Raw genomic sequence first — 21560 nt, 5'->3', positions numbered from 1 at the left:
AAAAACCCCGCTCTCCGGAGCGGGGTTTTTTCGTGCACGGATGAAACGCTAGGCTGCTTTGAGCAGTCGGCTCTTGCGACCCTCGACGCCCCTGTAGGCGATCACTTCGTTCTGCTGTCGCTCCATGGGTCCGCGACGCAGCGCCACCAGGAATTTGCGCACCTCATCGGCGAGGCGATCGCCCTGAACGGCGACCTGCTGCGAGGTATCCAGCACGGAGCCCGCGAGATGCTTGGTTTCTGCCGTGTTCTGGCTCACGCTCTGGATGTTCTCCGTCACGCCCTGCGTCCCCATCGATGTCTGCTCGACGCTGCGCGCGATCTCGGCGGTAGCCGCCGTCTGGCCCGAAATGCTGTGCGCGATGCGCGACGTGGCATGGTCGATATCCGCCACGATGGTGGAAATTTCGCTCACGGCGGAAACAGCGGCCTTGGAGGCGGAGCGCAGTTCGGCGATCTCGCCGGTGATTTCTTCGGTCGCCTTGGCGGTCTGGGTCGCCAATGTCTTGACCTCCTGCGCCACCACGGCAAAGCCGCGCCCGGCTTCGCCCGCACGGGCCGCTTCGATGGTTGCGTTGAGGGCCAGGAGATTGGTCTGTTCGGCGATGGTGGTGATCAGACCCACCACGGCGCTGATCCGCTCGACCGCATTGTTGAGGCTGTCGACAAGGGCCGCCGTAGATTGCGCTTCCTGCGCGGCCTGACGGGCCCTGCTGGCCGAATGATCGGCCTCGGTGCCGATCTCCTGCGCGGAGGCCGCAAGCTCCGTCACGGCGGCGGCAACCGTCTGCACGTTCGCCGCCATGTCGGATGCAGTGGACGCGACAAGGTTCGTGCGGTCGTCTGTGAGGATTGCGCCCTCCTGCAGAACCGACGCCATGGTGCTCATGTTCGCCGAGGATTCCGAGAGCGCCTGGACGATGGTGTTGATCGCCTGCTCGAACTCCGCCGTCGATTGGTTGAAGGCCGTCAGGCGGCCCTCGATGACGTGCGAGGCTTCGTTGATGATCGTCGCGCCCTGGAGCAGCGATCCATGCAGCCCGTCCGGCAGGATACGGCGGAAATACTGGTTGTTGCGGACAGCATCCATCGCCGCCGAGGATTCCCGGATATACGCGTCGATGCGGTCCGTGGCGTCGTTGATCGTGCCGTGCAGCTTGCCGAGAGCCCCGCCCTCCGTGCTGCCGATGATCCTGGCCTCGAAATCGCCATGCCCGACCCGGTCGAGAATATCGGACGCCGTCGCAACCGCACGATAGGTGCGCAGCAGCATCAGCCCGCCGAAGATGAAGCCGGCATCGGCGACAAGAACGATGACGGACGGCATCGCACCGTCGATCAAGGAAGCGACAGCCTGCCCCGTCACGGCAAGAGCCGCGATGGCGAAGCCGATGCTCGCCTTAGAGAGAGAAGATAAATTCATCATAGCTGGCCTTGCCCGCCGTCGCGGTTTTCATGAGGTGCTGGTAGGACGCGGCCAGCCCCTCCTTGGCATTGCGGAAGGAGGATTCGATGCGGGCGAGCTCCGCATAGAGAGGCGTGATGATTTTTTCCACCGCGTCGCGCCGCGGCACGCGACGGTTGGAATGGAAGCCGCAGATCTTCATGTTCTGATCGTAGGAAGGCGTCACATGGGCGAAGACCCAGTAATGATCGCCGTTGCGTGCCATGTTCTTCACATAAGCGAACACTTCGCGCCCATCCTGGATCGAATCCCACAGCAGCTTGAACACCGCGCGCGGCATATCGGGATGGCGGATCATGCTGTGCGGCTGGCCCAGCAGCTCCTTCTCCGTATAGCCGGCGATGTCGCAGAAAGCCCTGTTCGTATAGGTCAGCCGGCCCTTCAGGTCCGTCTTCGATACGATGAAGGAATCGGGATCGAAAAAGATCTCGTGCTGGGTGGGAGTGACGGCGTGAGGCATCTGACGGCTTTGTAAGATTGGTGCAATCTGCTTGTTGCAAAGGGAGCTTGCGCGAAGCTGGATTGTCTCAGGCCCCTCGCAGCCAGACGGGACGCCCGCCGCTCGCCCTGCCCGTGCAGGCCGCCTCGATGCACGCCTTGAGGCTCCCGAACCGGAAATTCCGGCCTGTGAGCCCCGGACCATAATGGGCATACTTGCCGGAATTGGTCATGATCGTCCTGGCGCTTGCCGGGATGACCGGTTCGACGATCATGCACCAGCAGGTATCCGTGACGAACTGAACGCCGAAGCGCTCCAGGTCCGAGAGGATGCCGGTCTCCCGCGCCTTGTCGTGAGTGGCGCGTCCGCAGGTGACCACCACAGTCACATCCTCATGCTTCGTGCGGCCCTGGCAGAGAGCGGCCAGCGTCTCGCATTCCCTGAAGGAGAAATGCGGGTTGCCGAGGGACACGAGATCGATGGATGCATCCTGCGCGTTGTTGAGCTCGTCCCAGCTCCGCGCAAGATCCGCGATGGCGATGTCGAGGGCCGGAACATCCCTGCCCCCGGTGGCCTCCTCCAGCGTCCCCGCCTCGGGCGTTACGCCGGCGATATGGAACATGGGGGCGCTCGACGTGGTGGCGAACGCCGCGCCGAAGGCCTTCAGATCGTCCTGCGAAGGCGAGGCCCACTCAAGCCCTGTCAGAACGGGAATCCGGTTCGCTGCCAGAAGACCGGCATGGTAGCCGAGCAGGGGATAGAATGAATCGTCGAGATCCTTCAGCTCCGGCAGGTTGATGCGAAGCGCGGCGCGACGGTTGCTCTCCATATGGCATCCGGCAAGCGGCGCGCGGCCGGTGAGCGCGATGCAGATGTCGAGATAATCGGGATATTTCATCGTGCGCGCGCCGAGCACGCTGTTGGCATAGACGACGGCGTTCGATTCCGCCCAGACGATCTGCTCGCCTTGTGCCGGAGCGCTGTCGAGAAGATAGGGCGCGCAGGTGAAGGTCGGCTGCGCGCCCATGTCCACATAGACATCGCCCAGCCGGCTCGCAGGCTCTCCGAGGGCAGGATCAACCCCTTGCGCGCGCCAGCGGCGATGATCGACGGAAATGGCATTCAGCGTGGTCGGAACAATGACCCTTCCGCCCCAGTCCCGCAGCGCTTGCGCGAATGTGAGGGAGCCCGGACCCGTATAGATGCAGCCGTCGATATGCGCCTGCGTCACATCGATCAAACGATCCGCGCCTTGCAGGTCCGCCATGCGCAGAACGATCTTCATCGCGACCTGAGCGGCCTTGCCGCGTGACCCGTCCAGCAGCGCGCAATCCGCCTCGGTCAGCATCATGCGGGAGGCAATCGACTCCGAAGACTCAAGGCTGTCGGGGACAGCATGCAATGCTTCAGGATGCTCACCGCACACGACACGAGAGCCCTGGATATGCGCGCAGCGCGCCGCCCTTGCCAGAGAGAAATCCTTCGGATCGAGCGTGACGACGGGAATGGACTTCCCGAACACCTCTTCGGCGATCATGACTCCAAGCGTCAGGATGTCATCCGCCCGCTCGAACACCATGGCCGCGGGGCCTTTGCCGTTGAGCAGCAGCTCCAGCATCACGCCGCTGCCCGAGCACGATCCGCGCCCGCCGGGAATGGCGAGGACTTTGCCTGTCAGGATCTGGCCGCTCAGGGGATGATGGCGGTCGATCACCTCGCCGCTCGCCGGATCGACACCGCCCCAGAAGCTCAACTCGACATCGCTGGAAACGATCTCGCCGGAAGCTTCCCCATGAACGAAGGCTTTGCCGGAGAAGACAGCTTCGCTCACGAGGGGCCCCATCATCAACGCGGAAGGAGAGCCTGCAAATCGTCGTAGAGCGCCTTGGGAATGCGCACCCCGTTCGCTTTGCTGCGCTCCCTTGCCTCATAGCGGCGCTGCGAGGGCAGGCGAGCGCCCTGCCCTACGATGGCGTCGAACATCTTTTCAGCGCGGGCGACATGCTGCGTGGCCTCCGCGCCAAGAAAAACCTTGGGATCGAAGGCGAGGATCAACTCACCATGGCAGGGCGCGGCCCCCACGCCCTCATCGAAGGCCATGGATTCGGCGCTCGTCATGTCGCCGATGAGCGGCCCCGCCATCAGTTCGATCATGGCGGAGAGGGCCGAGCCCTTGTGGCCGCCGAAGGTGAGCATGGCGCCGGCAAGGGCCGCCGTCGCGTCGTTGGTCGAATTGCCTTCGCTGTCGATGGCCCAGCCATGGGGAATGGGCTTGCCCGCGCGCCGGTGCAGCTCGATCTCGCCGCGCGCGATGGCGCTGGTGGCGAAGTCGAACACGAAGGGCGGTCCATCGGGACGCGGCCAGGCGAAGGCAATGGGGTTCGTGCCGAAAACGGGCTTCTTGCCGCCAGCCGGGGCCACCCAGCTGTGACTCGGCGTCATGGCAAGCGCCACGAGCCCATCCGCGCTGATCGCCTCCACTTCCGGCCAGAGCGCGGAGAAGTGGAAGCAGTTGTTGATGGCCATGGCGGCCAGGCCCGTTCTGCGCGCCTTCTCCACGAGCAGCGGCCTGCCGCGCTCGAAGGCGAGCGGGGAAAAACCGTAACGGGCATCCACGCGCACGACGGCGGGCGCGTGATCCACTACGTCGGGCACCGCGTTCGGATCGACCTTGCCCTCCTTGACCGAGCGCACGCAGCCGAGCAGCCGGTACATGCCGTGGGAGTGGCACTCGTCGCGCTGACCCGCATAGACCACGCCCGCGATGGCTTGTGCATGCTCAGGCGACAGACCGCCTGCCTCGAGAACATCGATGCTGATCCGCCGGACTTCGTCCAGAGAGAGGGCCACTTCTTCACTCATGATGTCTCACCATCCATTCGTTATGAATTGTTTTGCAAAGCGCGTTTTCGTCAAAGCCTATACCTGCGGCCAGGTATCGGACAGCTGATAGCCGTCAGGCCACGGATCGTCGGGATCGAGCATGTGCTGATGAGTGCCGGTGATCCAGGCACGTCCCGCGACCGATGGGATGATGCCTGTCTTGTCACCGACGGTCACTTCATCCTCGATGCGGCAGATGAATTCGGAATCGATGATCGAGCGGCCGACGAAACTGTCACCGACCTTCAGGATGCCGCGCGCGTAAAGCACCGCCATGCGCGCGGAGCAGCCGGTTCCGGTCGGAGAGCGGTCGATCTTGCCGGGGCGCACCACCACCGCATTGGAGCCGTGCGGCACGCCGTCCCGTTCCACGAGAGGCGCCGCGATCTGGCAGAAGGAAATGTGGTCCCAGCCCGGCAGCTCGGGATGCCTGAAGCCGATCTGCTCATTGGCCGCGCGGGTGATCTTCATGCCGATCTGCGCGAGATCCTTCGCCTCGTCGGGACGAATCGCAAAGCCGAGGGCCTGCGCATCCGCGATGACGAAGCTGTCGCCGCCATAGGCCGTATCGACGGTGAGCGTGCCGACTCCCTCGACCTCCAGCTTCGCGTCGAGCGTGTCGGCGAAGGACGGCACGTTGCGGACCCGGATGCGCTCGGCTTTTCCATTCCTGCATTCCGCCTCGACCTCGATCAGGCCTCCGGGAGCCTCGAGAATCATGCGGGTGATCGGCTCCTGCATCGGAATGATGCCGGTGTCGAGCAGCACGGTGGAGACGCAGATCGAATTGGAGCCCGACATGGGCGGCGTGTCGGCGGGCTCCATGATGATCCAGCCCATCTGGGCGCGCGGGTTCTTCGGCGGCACGAGCAGGTTCACATGCCGGAACACGCCGCCGCGCGGCTCGTTGAGCACGAATTTCCGGAGCTTTTGATCCCCAGCGATGAACCGCGACTGCTCCCACACCGTATCGCCCGGAGGCGGGGCGACGCCTCCCACGATCACATCGCCGACTTCGCCCTCCGCATGGCAGCTGACGACATGAACGACTTTCGACGTGCGCATGATGCTCTCCGCTGCGAGGGAACCGTGTTGTCAGAACCGCTGTGCCGAGAATGGATTCATGTCGAGAGAGGCCGGCCTGTCCTCCATCAACTCGGCAACGAGGCGTGACGTGATCGCGGCCTGCGTCAGGCCATAATGGCCATGACCGAAAGCATAGACGATGCGCCTGTCTCGCCTGGCCTGTCCGATGACCGGCAGGGAATCCGGAATCGATGGGCGGAACCCCATCCAGCGTTTGGCCGGCTGCTTCTCATCGAGATGCGGCAGGAAGCGCTTGAGGCGCGTGATCATCGCGGAGGTGCGCTCGTGATTGGGCGGCGCCTGCGTTCCGGCAAACTCCACGGCGCCGCCGACCCGGTCGCCCGTATCGAGAGGCGATGCGACGAAGCCCTCGCCTTCGAACATGATCGGACGGTTGAGACCGAAGGCTCCCTTCGCATAGGTCGCGTTGTAGCCGCGCTCCGTATCGAGCGGGATGTTGTCGCCAAGTTGCCCCGCAAGCGCGCGCGACCAGATGCCGGCAGAGATCAGGACGCGATCCGCCACCACATTCGCCACCGCGCCATCGGTGTGGATGTGAACCGCGTCACCTTGAGGCTGAACGGCAAGGGCCTTGCCATCGACGCGCACGGCGCCGCGCTCGAGCGCGAGACGCAGCAGGTCGGCGGCGAGGATCGCGGGGTCGGATACATGGCAGGCATCAGGATATAAGACACCCGCCTCCACGCTGCGGAGCGCAGGCTCGAGCTCGGCGAGTTCGCGCGGGTCGAGAACCTCTGCTGGAATGCCGAAACTCTTCTGCCGGGCGATGACGTCCTCGGCGCTCAGGAAGTGATTGCGGTCGCGCCAGACGGAGAGGATGCCCTTTTCGCGAAGATGTCCTTCGAGGCCCAAGGCGGAGAGGCGCTCCTTCCATGCGGGCAGAGCCTGCTCGTTGATGGCGCGGATGGCGGCGATGCTGGACTTGATGCGGCCGGGGGACGAGGCCAGCACGAAGCGGGCCAGCCACGGAGCAAGGGCGGGAAGATAGGCGGGCCTGATGGTCAGCGGTCCGAGCGGATCCATGATCCAGCGGGGAAGATTGCGCCACGCTTTGGGCGATGCCAGCGGCATGATATCCGTATGGGCGATCCAGCCTGCGTTGCCGTCCGTCGGACGTTGCGAATTGTTGCCGGGTTCGACAAGGGTCACCTGATGTCCCTTATCGAGAAGAGCATGGGCGGCGTTAAGACCGACGATACCTGCACCAACAATCGCGACCCGCATCATGAAACCTATCGTGAAAGAACCGTCACGGACAAAGGCGGCCCGCGAGCAGGCCGCCTTGTGAATGCTTGCTTATCTCAACGAGCCTGATCGACCACCTGGAAACCGTTGGCGAAAGGATCGCGGTCGTCGATGAAGATGGTGTTGAAGCCAGTCACCCGCGCCCAGCCCTCGATGGACGGAATGATCGCATCGCGCTCGCCCACCTTGGCGCGTCCTTCGATGCGGCCCGTGAAAGTGGAGCCGATGATGCTCTCGTGCACGAAGGCATCGCCCTCCTTCAGCGCGCCGCGCGCGGCCAGATGCGCCATGCGCGCGGAGGTTCCCGTGCCGCAGGGCGAACGGTCGATGGCCTTGTCGCCGTAGAACACGGCGTTGCGGGCCGTGCCTTCCGGAGTCTGCGCCTTGCCTGTCCAGAGCACATGCGTCAGGCGGTTGATATCCGGGTTCTCGGGATGCGCGATCCGGTAACGCGCGTTGAACGCCTCGCGCAGCTTCGGGCTCCAGCGCAGCACGTCGGAGGGGTTGATGTCGGCGAGATCCGAGTAGTTCTTCTGCGGCTCGACGATGGCGTAGAAATTGCCGCCATAGGCCACATCGACCACGAGGTGGCCCAAATCCTCCACCTCGACCTCATAGCCGGTGCCATAGAGGAAAGAGGGAATGTTGGTGATGCGCACGCGTTCAATGAACGGGCCGTTCTGCTCGTAGCGCGCTTCGACGACGCCTGCTGGCGTATCGAGGCGGAGAAGACCGGGCGTCTTCGGATGAATGAGGCCGTTCTCGAGCGCGATCGTCACCGTGCCGATGGTGCCGTGTCCGCACATGGGCAGGCAGCCGGAGGTTTCGATGAAGAGGATGCCCACATCGCAATCGGGCCGCGTCGGCGGATAGAGGATCGAACCCGACATCATGTCGTGCCCGCGCGGCTCGAACATGAGGCCGGTGCGGATCCAATCGTATTCCGCCAGGAAGTGCTGACGCCTCTCGAACATCGTCTCCCCTTTGAGCTGGGGAATGCTGCCGCCGCCGACCACGCGGACCGGATTGCCGCAGGTGTGACCATCGATGCAGAAAAAGGTGTGACGCGCCATGGCTTCGCTCTTGGGTCGAATTCGTATCGAGAATGGAGAGAGGCGGAGGAGAAGCTCTCCTCCGCCGTCACCTTATCAGGCTGCGGTCTTCAATCCCACATCGGGAAGCGTCGGACGGTTCTTCAGGGCCTTGGCCATGACCTCCTCGACATGCGCGCGGTCCTTGCCCTCCAGCGCGAGGCGCGGCGGACGGGTGAGCGCGGAGCCGCGGCCCACGATCTCCTCGCAGAGCTTGATGCATTGCACGAGATCCGGACGCGAATCGAGATGCAGGAGCGGCATGAACCAATCGTTGAGGGCCTGCGCTTCCTGGTAGCGGCCCGCCTTCGCGAGACGGAACAGGGTCTCGCCTTCCTGCGGGAAGGCATTCGACATGCCGGAGATCCAGCCCACCGCGCCGAGCATCACGCTCTCGACCACCACGTCGTCGAGACCGGCGAACAGCACGAAGCGGTCGCCGACCATGTTGCGGGTGTCGGTGAAGCGGCGGGTGTCGCCGGAGGAATCCTTGAAGCAGACGATGGTCTCGCAATCGGCGAGCGAGGCCAGGATGTCCGGCGTCACATCGTTCTTGTAGATCGGCGGGTTGTTGTAGACCATCACCGGCAGGTCGGTGGCCTTGGCAACGCCGCGGAAATGCGCCGCCGTCTCATGGGGCTTCGAGGAATAGACGAGAGCGGGCATCACCATGACGCCGTCGAGGCCCACGCGGGCTGCTTCCTTGGCGACCTCAGACGCGAACTGCGTGGTGAATTCGGCGATGCCTGCGATGACGGGCACGCGGCCGCCGGAGACGGCCTTTGCGGTTTCCATGACCGCGATCTTCTCGGAGCGGCTGAGCGAGGTGTTCTCGCCGACGGTGCCGCAGACGATCAGGCCGGAGACGCCATCGCGGATCAGCCCGTCCATCACCTTGGCGGTGGCTTCGATATCAAGCTCGTAGTTCGGCTTGAACTGGGTGGTCACTGCGGGAAAGACGCCTTCCCAGCCGATTTTCTTCGCCATTTGATTCTCGCTCCCGGAACCGGTATTGAAGGACATTATTGTAGATTGTATAAAATCTGCAGAGTCAAGCCATTCTCCCGCAAGCCTGCTATAGGGTTATAAAGTCCACCTCACACGATGATCCCAACCGCCATGCAGCCCGCCAAACCTGCCCGGAAATCCCTTCAGCACCGGACAATTTCCTCCGCCGTCGCCGAGGAGCTTCGCCGCAGGATCGTGGACGGAGAGTTCAAGTCAGGATTCCAGCTGCGCCAGGATGCGCTCGCGGCGGAATTTGGCGTGAGCCGCATTCCCGTGCGCGAAGCCCTGATGCAGCTCGAGGCGGAAGGCCTGGTGAAGATTCATCCTCATCGCGGCGCCATCGTGTCGGAGTTGTCGACGGAGGAGATCGGCGAGTTGTTCGATCTGCGCGCCCTGCTCGAACCGCGCCTGCTCAAGGCCTCGGCCCCTCGCCTCACGCAAGCCGATTACACGCGGCTGCACGAAATCCTGCAGGAATACGCCTCAGAGCTGAAGGCCATGCATATCGGCCGGTGGGGTGAGTTGAACACCGAGTTCCACATGGTGCTCTACCAGCACGCCCGGCAGCCGCGCTCGCTTTCCATCGTCGCGAACCTGCTGCAGGAGAGCGACCGGCACACGCGTCTCCAGTTGTCGCTGACGCAAGGCATGGAACGCGCGGCGAGCGAGCATGCCGAACTGCTGAAGCTCTGCACGGAAGGCAAAATTACTGCGGCCTGCGCGCTTCTGACGACGCATATCGAGGATGCCGGAAAGTCGCTGCGCAGCTATCTCGAAGAGCACCGGAAAACGGGCGCGGAGAAGTAGGATAGCGGCGCGTGCTTCATGAAGATTGCAACCTGCGGCAGCAATTTCCCTTGAGCTTCGAGCATTGCTGAAATCGAAGCTCGCTTGAGCGCTTGTTCCCTCCCCCTTGCGGGGAGGGATCGAGGGTAAGGGTCGGGCAGTCAGAGCGCTGCACTTCATCCAGAATGCACGACAGCCCTACAGTGTCATTCCCGGCCGAAGCGCAGCGGAGGGGACGGGAATCCATAGCACCGCGCTTAATCGTGGATCCCCTTCCCTCGCTGACGCTCACCGGGGATGACAGAACTGGTTTGAGGTCTCACCCAGTCAGACCACCCCCGCCCCTGCCCCTCCCCGCAAGGGGGAGGGGAAGAGCGGCACGCCGCTCCTCAGCCGCGATACGCATTCTCCAGTACGGCGAGATCGAGCTTCACCATCGTCATCATCGCTTCCATCACGCGGCGCACTTTCGCGGGATCCTTGTCCTTGATCATGCGCGTCATCGCTTCCGGCACGATCTGCCAGGAGACGCCGTAGCAGTCTGTGATCCAACCGCAGGCCATGGGCGTTCCGCCGTCCAGCAGCGTGTTCCACAGCCGGTCGATTTCCGCCTGATCGGCACAATTCACGAAGAAAGAAACCGCCGGCGTGAACTGGAAGTTCGGGCCGCCGTTCAGCGCCAGATAAGGCGACCCCGCGAGCGTGAACTCCACCAGCATCACGTCACCCGGTTTTCCGCCCGGCGTCTCGACCGTGTAGGGCAGAACAGCATCGATGCGCGAATCCGGCAGCAGCGAGACGTAGTATCGCGCGGCCTCCTCGGCATTTCCGTCGAACCACAGGCAAGGTGCGATCTTGGACATCACTTGCTCTCCGTATCGACGATGGGCGTGAAGCCGCCCCAGAACATGCGCTTGGTGTCGAAGGGCATGTCGCTCACGGCAAGGCGGGGATCTTCCATGGCTTTCTTGTTGCCCGCGTCGCGCGCTTCCTTGGAAGGCCAGACGATCCAGGAGAACACCACATTCTCCCCGGCCTCCGCTTTCACCGCCTTCTTGAAGTCGGTGATTTCTCCGTCGGGAATGTCGTCGCCCCAGCATTCCACCACATGCAGCGCGCCATGTTCCTTGAAGACGGGCGCGGCGGCTGCCGCCACCTTGCGGTAGGCCTCGCGATTGCCGGCAGGAACGGGAATGACGAATCCGTCGATATAGGTCATCGGAATCTCCTTGCTGATCGTGTTTCAGGCCGTCTGCGTCAGAAGCTCGGCGAAATCGGCCATCTCGTAGAGCGGGCGGATTTCGATCTCGCTGGGCCCGGGCATCGGGTTGGGGCAGCGCTTCACCCATTCGACCGCCTCGGCCATATCCTTGACCTCCCAGAGCCAGTAGCCGGCGACCAATTCGTTCGTCGCGGGAAACGGCCCGTCGATGACAGTCCGGCTCGAACCATCGAAAGCCACGCGCTTTCCTTCTGACGACGGCTTCAAGCCATCGCCCGCCTGCATGATGCCGGCCTTGATCAGCTCCTCGTTGAACCGGCCCATGGCCTCGAAAAGTTCGGTCGAGGGCATGAGGCCCGCTTCGCTGTCCTTCGTCGCCTTCACAAGAACCATCACGCGCATCGTCGTTCTCCCCTCACGCATCCGCCATGTCGGCCATGGCGGTCTTCGCCGCCTCCACATCCATCCACATGATCTCCCAGATATGCCCGTCCGGGTCCTCGAAGCTGCGGCCGTACATGAAGCCGTAATCCTGCTTCGGCCCGGGATCGGCGCGTCCGCCGGCGCGCGCCGCGCTCTCGACGGTTGCGTCCACCTCATCGCGGTTGTCAGCCGAGAGGCAGATCAGCACCTCGGTCGTCTGCCGCGCATCGGCAATCGTCTTCGGCGTGAACTGGCGGAATTTGTCTTGGGTCAGCAGCATCGCGTGAATGGTATCGGAGAAAACCATGCAGGTGGCGGTGTGATCGCTGAATTGCGGGTTCTTGACGGCTCCGATGGCCTCGTAGAACGCATTGGTGCGGTCGAGATCCGCGACCGGCAGATTGATGAAAACGAGCTTCGACATGGCGTCCTCCCGATTGGCTTTGCCTGTTGGTTTTGACATTGATTCCAGAGAAAGTTATAAATAGCAACTATGAAGTTAGAAAAAATAACTAAAAATACCGATACCCGGAGCCGTCGGCATTACGATGACGCCTGCGCGTCGGCCCATGCCCTCGATCTCGTCGGCGAGCGATGGGCGCTCCTGGTCATGCGCGAACTCATGCTGGGTCCGAAGCGCTTCAGCGATCTGCGCGAGAGCCTGCCCGGCATCAGCGCCAACGTTCTCACCCAGCGTCTCGAAGGGTTGGAAGCAGCTGGCGTCCTCACCCGCCGCAAGCTGCCGCCGCCCGCGGCCGCGCAGGTCTATGAGCTGACGGAGTGGGGCTATGAGAGCGAGCCGATCTTCCAGGCGCTCGGCCGCTGGGCCGCCCGTTCGCCTCATCACGATCCGACCCTGCCGTTCAGCACCGCGTCGCTCATCCTCTCGTTGCGGACGATGTTCGATGCCAAGCGGGCAGAGGGGCTCGATGCCAGGATCGGCTTGCGCGTGAACGATGCCGAGACTTTCCTCGCGCATCTGGCCGATGGCCGGATCGAGATCGCACGCGGCCCCGTGGACGATGCCGATCTCGTCTTCACCGGAGCACCGCCGGTGATGGCGGGCGCGATCTATGGCGATCAGCCTTTGGAAGATCTGGAGAGCGCAGGAGTTTTGAAGATCGAGGGCGACAGGGCGCTGGCGAAACGCTTCGTGAGCCTGTTCCCGCTCCCGCCGAAGGCATCGCTTCCGTCTGAAGAGCGTTCATGAAGGCGCTGCGCGGTGAGCTTCCCCCTTGCGCGAAGGAATTGAGGGTGAGGGTCGGACAGGCGGAGCGCTGCGGCTACTCCAGTGAACACGACAGTCCGACAATGTCATTCCCGGCCGGAGCGCAGCGGAGGGGAAGGGAATCCATAGCGCCGCGCTTGGTCGTGGATCCCCTTCCCTCGCTGGCGCTCGCCGGGGATGACACCACCGGTTGAGCCGCTCACCCGGTCAAACCACTCCCACCCCTTCCCCTCCCCGCAAGGGGGAGGGAACACGCGCTTCATGAGCCGGCCTCTGACAAGCCTTGCCGGAACCATCGCGAGAAAGGTGCGTTCCCCGCCGTCTTACGATGACCTCAAAGACGCGCCGTACCCAGCCGGGGCGCGGCAAAGGCGGTGACCATGTCCATCCCCTCATTTTCCGATCGAGACCAGCCCGTCGTGCTGATACTCGGCGGAGGCAACGCGCTCGGCTCCTATCTCGCCGGCACCTATGAGCATCTGCAGCGGCGCGGCATCGAGCCCGGCTGGATTCTCGGATCGTCCATCGGCGCGATCACGGGGGCAATCATTGCCGGCAATGCGCCGGAAGACCGCGTTCCCCGCTTAAGGGAATTCTGGGAACAGGCGAAGATCCATTCGGGCTTCGCGCTGACACGCGGGTCTTCGATGCGCCATGCCTATAACGAGGCGCATACGGCGCTCACTCTTCTGATCGGCCGTCCGGGTTTGTTCGGACATCGCTTTCCCGGCATGCTCTCGATGCTGCCCTGGATGCCGAGCGATGTTGCGCTCTACGACCACAGGCCATTGCAGCAGACTCTGGAGCGCTTGATCGACTTCAAGCGACTCAATCGGGGCAACATCCGTTTCACCGCCGGCTCCGTCGATCTTGAAACGGGCGAAGAGGTTTTCTTCGACACGGCCCATGATGAGATTGCGCCGGAGCATCTGCTGGCAACGACGGCCATCGTTCCCGTCTTTGCACCGGTCGAGATCGGCGGACGCCTTCTGTGCGATCCCGGTTTCACCAACAACCTGCCGATGGATGCAGCTCTTGCGACGCCGCCGGTGGAAGATACGCTCTACATTGCCGTCGACCTTATCAGCCTGAAGGCGCCGCGGCCGAGATCCCTCGATGCCAGCGCTGAGCGTGCCAACGATCTGATTTTCGCAAGCGCCTCGCGGCGCAGCATCGAAGCGCTACAGCGGGAATATGCGCTGCACGGACGGATCGATCCCGATGGCTCATCCGCCACGCTGCTGCATCTCGCTTACCAATCGGGCAGTGACGAGCGCGCAGCAAAAGCCTTCGATTACTCGCCCGCCTCGCTCCAGGATCGCTGGGCCGCAGGGATTCGCGACATGGAGCACGCACTCGTGCAGCTTCAACGCACGAAGCTCGAAAGAAAGCGTCTCAACGTGGTCAGGCTCGATCCCGATTTCGCAGCTGCCTCGGCGGAAACCGGCGCTCGCAGGCAGTCTTAGGAACAACGACGGCCACTGCCGTCTCGGATCGGGCGTTCCATGCTCAAGGCTTGCGCTGTTTCAGCACGCGGAACTCTTCCGCATCCATGATTCCGCGCTGGTTGTTGCAAGCCTGGCAGGCAAGCACGAGATTGGCGGCGTTCAGAGGGCCGCCCTGAGAGCGCGGCAGCACATGATCGAGGGTAGCGAGGTTGGGCGAGCGGCTCAGGCCCTTGCTCAAGCGATGCGTTTCCACGCCGCAATAGACGCAGCATCCGCCGTCGCGCGAAAAAATCGTCTCGAACAGTTTGAGGCGCTGGGCGGCTTTCATGAAACGGGAACCAGGGAGGGGCCGGGAGGTTGCTCATGACATGAAAGACAGGAGCAGGACAATGGTAGACACCCGCCGCAGGAATCGAAACCCTTCTCAGGACGACAACGGTTACGGCGATGCGCCCAAGGGCGCCGTGGGCTTTCGCGGCGAGGGCCGGGAATATCCAGGTGGATACGGCAGCGACGCCAGCGATTTTTCGGGAGGCGTGATCGATGACGGGCGCGGCGGTCCTCCCGACGATGAAGGGTTCGCCCCCGATTATGCCCGCCCCCGCTCCGGCCTTGGCGCACTCGGTGACCGCGATCCAAACGATCCGGACCTTCGTGACGAGCGCGGAATGGGGCGCGGCGGAGAACGCGGCATGTCGGGCCCGCATCGCGGCAGGGGGCCGAAGGGCTACACGCGCACCGACGAGCGGATTCATGAGGATGTATGCGAACGCCTGACGGAAGACCGCTTCATCGATGCCTCGAATGTGGAGGTGACGGTGAAGGACGGTGAGGTGACGCTGTCCGGCACCGTGGCGAGCCGCGGCCTCAAGCACCGGGCCGAAGATCTCGCCGAGCTCGCCTCGGGTGTCCGCCATGTGCAGAACAACCTGCGCGTCGAGAGCAATGTCTGATGAAGCTCGGGTCTCCGCTGGAGCGAACCGGCGGAGACCGCTTCAGGACGGCGCGAGGGGCGAGCTCGCGTAATTCCTCAACAGGTCCTCGGGATCGCGGTAGATCGCGATACAGCCTGCCTCCCGCAGGGCCTGCTCGGAAAAGCCGCCGCTGAGCACGCCCACGGTTTTCAGGCCGGCGTTCCGCGCGGCCTCCGCATCGTAGGGCGTGTCGCCGACTACCACCGCGTCATCGGCGCCCAGCGGCGCGAGCTTCTCCAAAGCCGCCTGAAAGATATCGGGAAACGGCTTGGAGCGCTCGGCATCGTCGGATGAGGTTGCGGAATCGACGAGATCCGCGATGTCGGCGAGCTTCTTGTAACCCTCCACCTCATCCTCCTTTCCGGATGAGGCGAGAACCGCGCTCTGACCTGAAGCACGGATATGCTCGAACAACGCGCGCACGCCCGGAAAGGGGCGGGCTCTGGGCAGGTATTCGCGCTTGAAAAGATCGGCCCGGAAAGCCTCGATCTCTTCCTGCTTCTCCTTCAACACGTCCGGCGGAACCAGCCCCTGGAGAATCTGATCGCCGCCTTTTCCAATCTGCGCGCGCATGTCCTTGAAGGCGATGTCGATGCCGAACTGCTTGAGTGCCTCCACCCAGGCCGAGGCGTGGAGATCGACCGTGTCGACAAGGGTTCCGTCCACATCGAAGATAATGGCTTTTGTCATGCCTCACCCATGCTTGAGCTTGAAATAGAGGATGGTGCTCGCAAGCGTGAGCGTCACGGAATTGGCTGCGATCAGCGGAACCTCTCCCTTCCAGATGCCGTAGGTGAGCCACAGGGACAGCCCCGTGACGAGCACAAGAAACATTCTCAGCGAAATATCCTTGGTCGAGCGTGTCCGCCACACCCTGAGCACTTGCGGCACATAGGCGGAGGTCGTGCAGAGCGCGGCGGCATAGCCGGTATAATCCATGAGAGACATCGAGAGGTCATTCCTTGGACGAAAGGCCTTGAACGCTCGGTGCATCGCGATGTTCCGGTGCAGCGCATGAAGAGGCCCGTCCCTCTCGCCGCAACCGGAGTGCATTCTCAGCATGCTTTCGCAAGCTCACTGACAGTGCCTGGATTGAGAGAGGACGTCGTTTATTCAGGAAAAGTTGCCGAGATCCGGGACCGGCTTCGCTCAAGGCTATTCCAGAGGCAACGTCCTTGCTTTAAGCGTAGCGATCGTCTCACCGCGCTGCGATCAGCGCCCTTGTCTTTCTTCCGGTATTTTCTCTCATGTTCGGCATCCCTGTGTTTGATCTGGCGTGGCTTGTGGTGGCGCTGCTGGCTGCGGGCGCGCTGACCGGCCTGCTCGCCGGCGTGTTCGGCGTCGGCGGCGGAGCGGTGGCCGTGCCCATCCTCTACGAACTCTTCCGCTTCCTCGAGGTGCCCGACGCGGTGCGCATGCCGCTGTGCGTCGGCACCTCGCTCGCCATCATCGTGCCCACCTCCATCCGCTCGTTCAACGCCCATCGGGCCAAGGGGGCGGTGGACATGTCGATCCTCAAGGTCTGGGCCGTGCCGGTGGTGCTCGGCGTGGTGGCCGGCAGCATCATCGCCCGCTATGCGCCAGCCGATCTGTTCAAGGGCGTGTTCGTGGTGGTGGCCGGCTTCTCGGCCATCCGCCTGCTGTTCGGCAAGGACACCTGGCGGCTGGGCCTCGACATGCCGCGGCGCGGCATCATGGTGGCCTATGGCGGGCTCATCGGCATTCTCTCGGCGCTGATGGGCATCGGCGGCGGGCAGCTGTCGAATATGTTCATGACCTTCTACAACCGCCCGATCCATCAGGCGGTGGCGACCTCCTCAGGGCTCGGCATCCTGATCTCGATCCCCGGCGCGCTCGGCTACATCTATGCCGGCTGGCCGCACATGGCGGATTATCCGACCGTGACGGCTTTCCAGCTGCCATTGGCGCTGGGTTATGTGTCGCTTCTGGGCTTCCTGCTGTTCATCCCGACCAGCATCTGGATGGCGCCGGTGGGAGCGCGGCTCGCACACCGTCTGTCCAAGCGCAGGCTCGAAGTCGCCTTCGGCATCTTCCTGCTCATCGTCTGCGCGCGTTTCGCCGCGAGCCTGCTCGTTTAAGGCACTTCGGGCTGGGGCGTCGGATGGAGAACGGGTTTCTCCGGCTCCGGCGGCTGCTCGGGCAAGGGCGACGGAATGCCCGGTCCTTCCGGCGGAGCGGGTGTCTCCGGCGGAATCGGCATTGCGGGAACCGGCTCCGTCGGGGGCGGCTTGGGATAGAACTCGTCGGGTTGCGGACGGCTGGCGCTCACGGTCAAGGAAGTCGTCTCCTCGCTTTGTGCATTAACCGTCCGAAACGATAAAAAGTTCTGTCGTGTCCCGTTCACGACACCTTGACCTTAAAACGTAATGCACGCGCGCCAACGGCTTGACCTGTCTGGAATTTACCGTCACGACGGAATGATCCGATCATGCTCACACGGTGACAATCCATGCGCTCTCCGAAATCCCTCGCTCTTGCCACCCTGTTTCTTGCGAGCACGGCGTCGGTTTCGGTTCATGCCGCTGATCCGGTCTTCTTCGCGCCTGAGGCGCTTCCCTCCGGCTGGATCGTGACCGTGAAGGGCAATCTGCGTGCGCAGCCCACCTATCCGGGCGCGGACGATCTGAGCTTCATCGGTTATCCCTCGCTGAGCTTCCGCCGCGCGGGAACGGTCGAGCGCTTCAGCGCTCCCGACGATGGATTGAGCTTCTCGTTCCTCGACGACTCGGCGTTCCGCTTCGGCGCGGTGGGCCGCTTCCAGGGCGGCCGCTACTACGAGGACAACGAGGAGCTGTTCGGCCTCAAGAAGATCGATTGGGCCGTCGAGCCCGGCGTGTTCGTGGAATACTGGATCACCGATTTCCTGCGCGCCCGCGCCGAGCTGCGGCACGGCGTCAATGGACATCACGGCTTCGTGGCCGATCTCGGCCTCGACGTGGTGCAGACCTTCGGCGCTTTCACCGTCTCGGCGGGACCGCGCCTGTCGCTCGGCGACAGTGATTTCACCCGCACCTATTTCGGCGTGACGCCTGAGGAGGCTGCGCTCAACGGACGCGTGGACGCCTATCGCCCGTCCGGCGGCATCACCTCTGTCGGGGCCACCGCGAGCGCGTCCTATCAGTGGTCGGAGCAGTGGTCGACGACAGCCTTCGTGACCTACGAGCATCTCGTGGGCGATGCGGCGGACAGCCCGATCGTTCAGGAATTCGGCTCGGAGAGCCAGGTCGGCGTCGGTCTGACCGTGTCCTATTCCTTCAGCACCGGCCGCTAAGAACCGTCGTTCAAAAAAAGCGCCTGGAGATCTTCCGGTCTCCAGGCGCTTTTGTTTTTGCAGGTGTGGAAGCAGCGTTACGCCGCGAGATCGGCAGCCTTCAGATCCTCGCCACGATAGACGCAGCCTTCCGTCGAACCCGTCATCCCGCGCTTCAGCTCGACTTCTTCGAGGTTCGGGAAGCGCTCCTTCACCTTGCGCCAGATATAGATCGTGATGTTCTCGAGGGAGGCGAGGCCGATTTCGTTCTGCTTGAGATCGAGATTGGTGTGGTCGAGACCCGTGCCGTGCTTGCCCTTCAGCTCGTCGATGTAGTTCTCGACATCATAAAGATTGACCGGCCAGTTATAGACTTCGTCGACCGGCCCACCGAAGGTGAGCTTCGCGATGAAGGTGTGCCCGTGCAATTCCGAATAGGGATGCACCGAATGAGCCGCCTCGAACGTAAATTCACAGTAAGTCTTCATCGATCCTGCTCCGATTGTAGGGGATATGAACCGCTCAGCGTCAGGCTACTTCTGCTGTTCGCCTGTTGGCCGTGAGCGTGTGAACGAGTTCCGAGGCCGGTTTCGGCTTCCCGAAATAGAAACCCTGCACCTCGGTGCATCCAGCTGCGGTGATCTGGTGGAACTGATCCTCGGTCTCGACGCCTTCGGCGACCGTGGACATGCCGAGGCTCGCGCCGAGGCCCGCGATGGAGCGCACGATGGCCAGGCAATCCGCCCGCGAGGAAAGCTCGCGCACGAAGCTCTGATCGATCTTGATCTTGTCGAACGGAAAGCTGCGCAGGTAGCTGAGAGAGGAATAGCCCGTCCCGAAATCGTCCATGGCGATGCGCACGCCCATGCGGCGCAGCTGATGCAGTGTCGCGACGGTGAGCTCGTTGTCCTGCAGCAGCACGGATTCGGTGATCTCGAGCTCAAGGCGCTCCGGCGCCAGTCCGGACCGCGACAGGGCGCGGCTCACGCTCTGCACGAGCGTCTTGTTGCGGAACTGCACAGGCGAGAGGTTGACCGCGACCTTGATGTGTTTCGGCCACCCGGTCGCCACCATGCAGGCCTGCTCCAGAACCCAGTCCCCAAGAGGCGCGATCAAGCCGATATCCTCGGCCACAGGGATGAAGTCACCCGGCGAGATCGTGCCGCGCTCGGGATGGCGCCAGCGCAGCAGCGTCTCGTATCCGCCGATCTCGTTGGCGCGCACATTGACCTGCGGCTGGAAGTACAGCTCGAATTCGCGGTTGGCGAGCGCCTTGCGCAGATCCGTCTCAAGCAGGCGGCGCGCCTGAAGCTCCGCATCCATCTCCGGCTCGAAGAAGCGGTAGGTCGCGCGCCCGTCGGCCTTGGCGCGATAGAGTGCGAGATCGGCCTGCTTGAGGAGTTGATCGGGCGACAGGTTGCCCTCGGAGGCAACGGCAATGCCGATGCTGGTGCCGATGACGATTTCCTGCCCCTCGAGATCGTAGGGCAGGCTGATGGTCTCGACGATGCGCACGGCGAGGGCCGCGCAATCCTGCGGATCGTCGATGGCGAGCTGCAGGACCGCGAACTCGTCGCCGCCGAGGCGCGCGACCACATCCTGCTGCCGGATGCAGCTGCGCAGCCGCTCGGCCACGAGCTTGAGAAGGGAATCGCCCATCTCGTGACCCAGCGAGTCGTTCACGTCCTTGAAGCGGTCGAGATCGAGGCAGAGCACCGCCATCCGCAGCCGCTGACGCCCCGTCTCCGCGAGAGCATGCTCCAGCTGCTGGCGGAACAGCACGCGGTTGGCGAGATCGGTCAGCGCATCGTGATGAGCCATATAGGCGATCTGCGACTCTGCCCGTCTGCGTTCCGTAATGTCATCGTAAGTCGCCACCCAGCCGCCATCCGTCATGGGCTGATGGGAAATCGCGAAAGTCTGCCCGTCGGCCTCTTCGTGAATGAAGGCGAATTGCTGCCGCTTGCTGATGAGTTCCTGCTGCTGAAGCAGGATCTCGCGCAAAGGCTCGATCCCTTTGCAGTTCTGCCCTTCTGCCTGCGCGACAAGGTGGTTCAGCGAGATCCCGGAATGCACCGCGCTGCTCAGTCCGAACAGCTGGGCGAAGCGGGCGTTGACGACGATGATCCGCCCTTCGCTGTCCACCATGCACAGGCCATGGGACATGTTGTTCAGGGCCGCATCGAAGCGGTCGTTCTGGGTCCTGAGCTCGTGCTCCTGGTTCTGCAGCGCCTCGTTGCGCAGTTGCAGTTCCTCATAGGCGCTGCTGAGAGCCTTGTTCGTTTTTTCCAGCTTGACCGATATGCTCTCGAAATTGTTGGCGTAGAGACGCAGCTCCTGATGCGCTCTCTCCAGAAGCCGGTTGTGCCATCCCAGCAGCGCCAGAAGAAACAAGCCGAAAACGATCAGACCTGCGGCGAGGCTCGAGAACATCCAATGCAGGCGGATCAGCTCCTGCTGGCCCTCCTCGGCCCGGCGACCGCCATAGTGAAGAGCGGCCGCAGCCATGCCGGCGAGCTTGGCATCCAGTTTCTCCAGCGCTCTGACGATGTCCAGAGCGGCTTCGGGCCTGTCCAGGTTTTCAATGGAGGACTGGATCTCGGCAAGCGTCTTAGCGAGCTCGTCGACGGTCTCCTGCCATTCAGGCGCAGCCCGGAGAAACTCCCTGAAATCGCCGGCCTGCAGAAGATTGGATCTGCTGACCATGATGTCGTAGCGCAGGGAGACCTCGTCCTTGTCTACGGTCGGATCCTGCGCCGCGTAGGCGCTGAGGCGCTGTTCCAGACGCGCGAATTCATGCATCGCTGCGCTGGCATGCCAAGGCATGTTGTAGCGCGCAACCTGCGTGAGAACTTCCTGACGCTCGACGATCAGAACCGAAATATACGCCGCGGAGAGGATGAAGCCCGCGATGACTGCGGCAAGCACAATTTTGAGCGTGCGAAGCGACAAGCGATTTTCTCCGGAGCCG

24 protein-coding genes are annotated in these 21560 nt (G+C 63.1%); 6 read left to right on the top strand and 18 right to left on the bottom strand.

The window, feature by feature from the left end; genetic code table 11:
• Positions 1–48: 48 nt before the first annotated feature.
• The 8 genes from BLP10_RS07470 to BLP10_RS07435 form a co-directional block, all read right to left on the bottom strand.
• Positions 49–1425, bottom strand: coding sequence for a methyl-accepting chemotaxis protein (locus BLP10_RS07470; protein WP_091132822.1), 1377 nt, complete (start codon positions 1423–1425; stop codon positions 49–51).
• Positions 1400–1924: a PAS domain-containing protein gene (locus tag BLP10_RS07465; protein ID WP_091132819.1), complete on the bottom strand. Its 525-nt coding sequence runs from the start codon at positions 1922–1924 to the stop codon at positions 1400–1402. The genes BLP10_RS07470 and BLP10_RS07465 overlap by 26 nt, the downstream gene beginning before the upstream one ends.
• Before the next feature lie 67 nt (positions 1925–1991).
• Positions 1992–3749 (bottom strand): cis-3-hydroxy-L-proline dehydratase, encoded by a 1758-nt coding sequence (lhpI, locus tag BLP10_RS07460; RefSeq protein ID WP_425286940.1) that lies wholly within the window; start codon positions 3747–3749, stop codon positions 1992–1994.
• Positions 3749–4765 carry an Ldh family oxidoreductase gene (locus BLP10_RS07455; RefSeq protein ID WP_091132816.1) on the bottom strand — a complete coding sequence of 339 codons (1017 nt, stop codon included), beginning with the start codon at positions 4763–4765 and terminating at the stop codon, positions 3749–3751. The genes lhpI and BLP10_RS07455 overlap by 1 nt, the downstream gene beginning before the upstream one ends.
• Positions 4766–4822: 57 nt before the next feature.
• On the bottom strand, positions 4823–5851 hold the full coding sequence (locus tag BLP10_RS07450) for a trans-3-hydroxy-L-proline dehydratase (RefSeq protein ID WP_091132813.1): 1029 nt from the start codon (positions 5849–5851) through the stop codon (positions 4823–4825).
• Between the two features lie 30 nt (positions 5852–5881).
• Positions 5882–7120, bottom strand: a complete 1239-nt coding sequence (locus tag BLP10_RS07445) for an NAD(P)/FAD-dependent oxidoreductase (protein ID WP_244510437.1) — start codon at positions 7118–7120, stop codon at positions 5882–5884.
• Positions 7121–7194: 74 nt separating this feature from the next.
• Positions 7195–8211 (bottom strand): 4-hydroxyproline epimerase, encoded by a 1017-nt coding sequence (locus BLP10_RS07440; RefSeq protein WP_091132809.1) that lies wholly within the window; start codon positions 8209–8211, stop codon positions 7195–7197.
• 75 nt (positions 8212–8286) lie between these two features.
• Positions 8287–9216, bottom strand: a complete 930-nt coding sequence (locus tag BLP10_RS07435; RefSeq protein WP_091132805.1) for a dihydrodipicolinate synthase family protein — start codon at positions 9214–9216, stop codon at positions 8287–8289.
• A 132-nt stretch (positions 9217–9348) separates the two neighbouring features.
• On the opposite strand from BLP10_RS07435, the gene BLP10_RS07430 reads away from it, so the two are divergent.
• Complete coding sequence (locus BLP10_RS07430) at positions 9349–10044, top strand: GntR family transcriptional regulator (RefSeq protein ID WP_091133502.1); 696 nt, start codon at positions 9349–9351, stop codon at positions 10042–10044.
• 368 nt (positions 10045–10412) lie between these two features.
• On the opposite strand, the gene BLP10_RS07425 is transcribed toward BLP10_RS07430, so the two are convergent.
• From BLP10_RS07425 to BLP10_RS07410, 4 genes are read right to left on the bottom strand one after another with little or no spacing between them, the layout of a single operon-like run.
• Entirely contained in the window at positions 10413–10886 is a 474-nt protein-coding gene (locus tag BLP10_RS07425; protein WP_091132803.1) for a VOC family protein, read from the bottom strand.
• The gene (locus tag BLP10_RS07420; protein ID WP_091132800.1) at positions 10886–11242 is read right to left on the bottom strand and encodes a DUF1428 domain-containing protein; all 357 of its coding nucleotides are present in this window, start codon (positions 11240–11242) and stop codon (positions 10886–10888) included. Before BLP10_RS07420 ends, BLP10_RS07425 begins: the two co-directional genes overlap by 1 nt.
• Positions 11243–11266: 24 nt before the next feature.
• Complete coding sequence (locus BLP10_RS07415) at positions 11267–11647, bottom strand: YciI family protein (protein ID WP_091132797.1); 381 nt, start codon at positions 11645–11647, stop codon at positions 11267–11269.
• Positions 11648–11660: 13 nt separating this feature from the next.
• The gene (locus BLP10_RS07410) at positions 11661–12092 is read right to left on the bottom strand and encodes a VOC family protein (protein WP_091132793.1); all 432 of its coding nucleotides are present in this window, start codon (positions 12090–12092) and stop codon (positions 11661–11663) included.
• 69 nt (positions 12093–12161) lie between these two features.
• Between BLP10_RS07410 and BLP10_RS07405 the strand changes: the two genes are divergently transcribed.
• Entirely contained in the window at positions 12162–12878 is a 717-nt protein-coding gene (locus BLP10_RS07405) for a winged helix-turn-helix transcriptional regulator (protein ID WP_091132789.1), read from the top strand.
• Positions 12879–13276: 398 nt separating this feature from the next.
• Positions 13277–14362, top strand: a complete 1086-nt coding sequence (locus BLP10_RS07395) for a patatin-like phospholipase family protein (RefSeq protein WP_091132784.1) — start codon at positions 13277–13279, stop codon at positions 14360–14362.
• 43 nt (positions 14363–14405) lie between these two features.
• Here the strand turns inward: BLP10_RS07395 and BLP10_RS07390 are convergent, their stop codons facing one another.
• Positions 14406–14672: an HNH endonuclease gene (locus BLP10_RS07390; protein ID WP_091132779.1), complete on the bottom strand. Its 267-nt coding sequence runs from the start codon at positions 14670–14672 to the stop codon at positions 14406–14408.
• Positions 14673–14733: 61 nt separating this feature from the next.
• On the opposite strand from BLP10_RS07390, the gene BLP10_RS07385 reads away from it, so the two are divergent.
• Positions 14734–15297, top strand: a complete 564-nt coding sequence (locus BLP10_RS07385; protein ID WP_244510436.1) for a BON domain-containing protein — start codon at positions 14734–14736, stop codon at positions 15295–15297.
• A gap of 42 nt (positions 15298–15339) precedes the next feature.
• On the opposite strand, the gene BLP10_RS07380 is transcribed toward BLP10_RS07385, so the two are convergent.
• On the bottom strand, positions 15340–16008 hold the full coding sequence (locus BLP10_RS07380) for an HAD family hydrolase (RefSeq protein WP_091132771.1): 669 nt from the start codon (positions 16006–16008) through the stop codon (positions 15340–15342).
• A gap of 3 nt (positions 16009–16011) precedes the next feature.
• Positions 16012–16266 (bottom strand): SemiSWEET transporter, encoded by a 255-nt coding sequence (locus tag BLP10_RS07375; protein ID WP_175493817.1) that lies wholly within the window; start codon positions 16264–16266, stop codon positions 16012–16014.
• A 299-nt stretch (positions 16267–16565) separates the two neighbouring features.
• Here BLP10_RS07375 and BLP10_RS07370 point away from each other — a divergent pair, with 299 nt between their 5' ends.
• Positions 16566–17417 (top strand): sulfite exporter TauE/SafE family protein, encoded by an 852-nt coding sequence (locus BLP10_RS07370; protein WP_091132767.1) that lies wholly within the window; start codon positions 16566–16568, stop codon positions 17415–17417.
• Here BLP10_RS07370 and BLP10_RS07365 read toward each other — a convergent pair.
• Positions 17414–17614, bottom strand: coding sequence for a hypothetical protein (locus BLP10_RS07365; RefSeq protein ID WP_091132764.1), 201 nt, complete (start codon positions 17612–17614; stop codon positions 17414–17416). The two genes, BLP10_RS07370 and BLP10_RS07365, sit on opposite strands and share 4 nt — an antisense overlap.
• Before the next feature lie 174 nt (positions 17615–17788).
• On the opposite strand from BLP10_RS07365, the gene BLP10_RS07360 reads away from it, so the two are divergent.
• Entirely contained in the window at positions 17789–18610 is an 822-nt protein-coding gene (locus tag BLP10_RS07360) for a MipA/OmpV family protein (RefSeq protein WP_091132761.1), read from the top strand.
• 77 nt (positions 18611–18687) lie between these two features.
• Here the strand turns inward: BLP10_RS07360 and BLP10_RS07355 are convergent, their stop codons facing one another.
• Together BLP10_RS07355 and BLP10_RS07350 are read right to left on the bottom strand one after the other, a co-directional pair.
• Positions 18688–19077, bottom strand: a complete 390-nt coding sequence (locus BLP10_RS07355) for a 6-pyruvoyl trahydropterin synthase family protein (protein ID WP_091132757.1) — start codon at positions 19075–19077, stop codon at positions 18688–18690.
• A 40-nt stretch (positions 19078–19117) separates the two neighbouring features.
• Entirely contained in the window at positions 19118–21541 is a 2424-nt protein-coding gene (locus BLP10_RS07350; protein ID WP_091132752.1) for a putative bifunctional diguanylate cyclase/phosphodiesterase, read from the bottom strand.
• Positions 21542–21560 lie beyond the last annotated feature (19 nt).

Source organism: Microvirga guangxiensis (genome assembly GCF_900102135.1).
GTDB classification, from domain to species: domain Bacteria; phylum Pseudomonadota; class Alphaproteobacteria; order Rhizobiales; family Beijerinckiaceae; genus Microvirga; species Microvirga guangxiensis.
The sequence above is the reverse complement of the archived record's forward strand: the minus strand, read 5'-3'. Positions and strand labels throughout refer to the sequence as shown.

What these genes read in the sequence shown, in the direction of transcription:
- BLP10_RS07470 (WP_091132822.1), bottom strand. Translation starts at nt 1,425, where the DNA reads ATGATGAATTTATCTTCTCTCTCTAAGGCGAGCATCGGCTTCGCCATC.
- BLP10_RS07465 (WP_091132819.1), bottom strand. Translation starts at nt 1,924, where the DNA reads ATGCCTCACGCCGTCACTCCCACCCAGCACGAGATCTTTTTCGATCCC.
- lhpI (WP_425286940.1), bottom strand. Translation starts at nt 3,749, where the DNA reads ATGATGGGGCCCCTCGTGAGCGAAGCTGTCTTCTCCGGCAAAGCCTTC.
- BLP10_RS07455 (WP_091132816.1), bottom strand. Translation starts at nt 4,765, where the DNA reads ATGAGTGAAGAAGTGGCCCTCTCTCTGGACGAAGTCCGGCGGATCAGC.
- BLP10_RS07450 (WP_091132813.1), bottom strand. Translation starts at nt 5,851, where the DNA reads ATGCGCACGTCGAAAGTCGTTCATGTCGTCAGCTGCCATGCGGAGGGC.
- BLP10_RS07445 (WP_244510437.1), bottom strand. Translation starts at nt 7,120, where the DNA reads ATGATGCGGGTCGCGATTGTTGGTGCAGGTATCGTCGGTCTTAACGCC.
- BLP10_RS07440 (WP_091132809.1), bottom strand. Translation starts at nt 8,211, where the DNA reads ATGGCGCGTCACACCTTTTTCTGCATCGATGGTCACACCTGCGGCAAT.
- BLP10_RS07435 (WP_091132805.1), bottom strand. Translation starts at nt 9,216, where the DNA reads ATGGCGAAGAAAATCGGCTGGGAAGGCGTCTTTCCCGCAGTGACCACC.
- BLP10_RS07430 (WP_091133502.1), top strand. Translation starts at nt 9,349, where the DNA reads ATGCAGCCCGCCAAACCTGCCCGGAAATCCCTTCAGCACCGGACAATT.
- BLP10_RS07425 (WP_091132803.1), bottom strand. Translation starts at nt 10,886, where the DNA reads ATGTCCAAGATCGCACCTTGCCTGTGGTTCGACGGAAATGCCGAGGAG.
- BLP10_RS07420 (WP_091132800.1), bottom strand. Translation starts at nt 11,242, where the DNA reads ATGACCTATATCGACGGATTCGTCATTCCCGTTCCTGCCGGCAATCGC.
- BLP10_RS07415 (WP_091132797.1), bottom strand. Translation starts at nt 11,647, where the DNA reads ATGCGCGTGATGGTTCTTGTGAAGGCGACGAAGGACAGCGAAGCGGGC.
- BLP10_RS07410 (WP_091132793.1), bottom strand. Translation starts at nt 12,092, where the DNA reads ATGTCGAAGCTCGTTTTCATCAATCTGCCGGTCGCGGATCTCGACCGC.
- BLP10_RS07405 (WP_091132789.1), top strand. Translation starts at nt 12,162, where the DNA reads ATGAAGTTAGAAAAAATAACTAAAAATACCGATACCCGGAGCCGTCGG.
- BLP10_RS07395 (WP_091132784.1), top strand. Translation starts at nt 13,277, where the DNA reads ATGTCCATCCCCTCATTTTCCGATCGAGACCAGCCCGTCGTGCTGATA.
- BLP10_RS07390 (WP_091132779.1), bottom strand. Translation starts at nt 14,672, where the DNA reads ATGAAAGCCGCCCAGCGCCTCAAACTGTTCGAGACGATTTTTTCGCGC.
- BLP10_RS07385 (WP_244510436.1), top strand. Translation starts at nt 14,734, where the DNA reads ATGGTAGACACCCGCCGCAGGAATCGAAACCCTTCTCAGGACGACAAC.
- BLP10_RS07380 (WP_091132771.1), bottom strand. Translation starts at nt 16,008, where the DNA reads ATGACAAAAGCCATTATCTTCGATGTGGACGGAACCCTTGTCGACACG.
- BLP10_RS07375 (WP_175493817.1), bottom strand. Translation starts at nt 16,266, where the DNA reads ATGTCTCTCATGGATTATACCGGCTATGCCGCCGCGCTCTGCACGACC.
- BLP10_RS07370 (WP_091132767.1), top strand. Translation starts at nt 16,566, where the DNA reads ATGTTCGGCATCCCTGTGTTTGATCTGGCGTGGCTTGTGGTGGCGCTG.
- BLP10_RS07360 (WP_091132761.1), top strand. Translation starts at nt 17,789, where the DNA reads ATGCGCTCTCCGAAATCCCTCGCTCTTGCCACCCTGTTTCTTGCGAGC.
- BLP10_RS07355 (WP_091132757.1), bottom strand. Translation starts at nt 19,077, where the DNA reads ATGAAGACTTACTGTGAATTTACGTTCGAGGCGGCTCATTCGGTGCAT.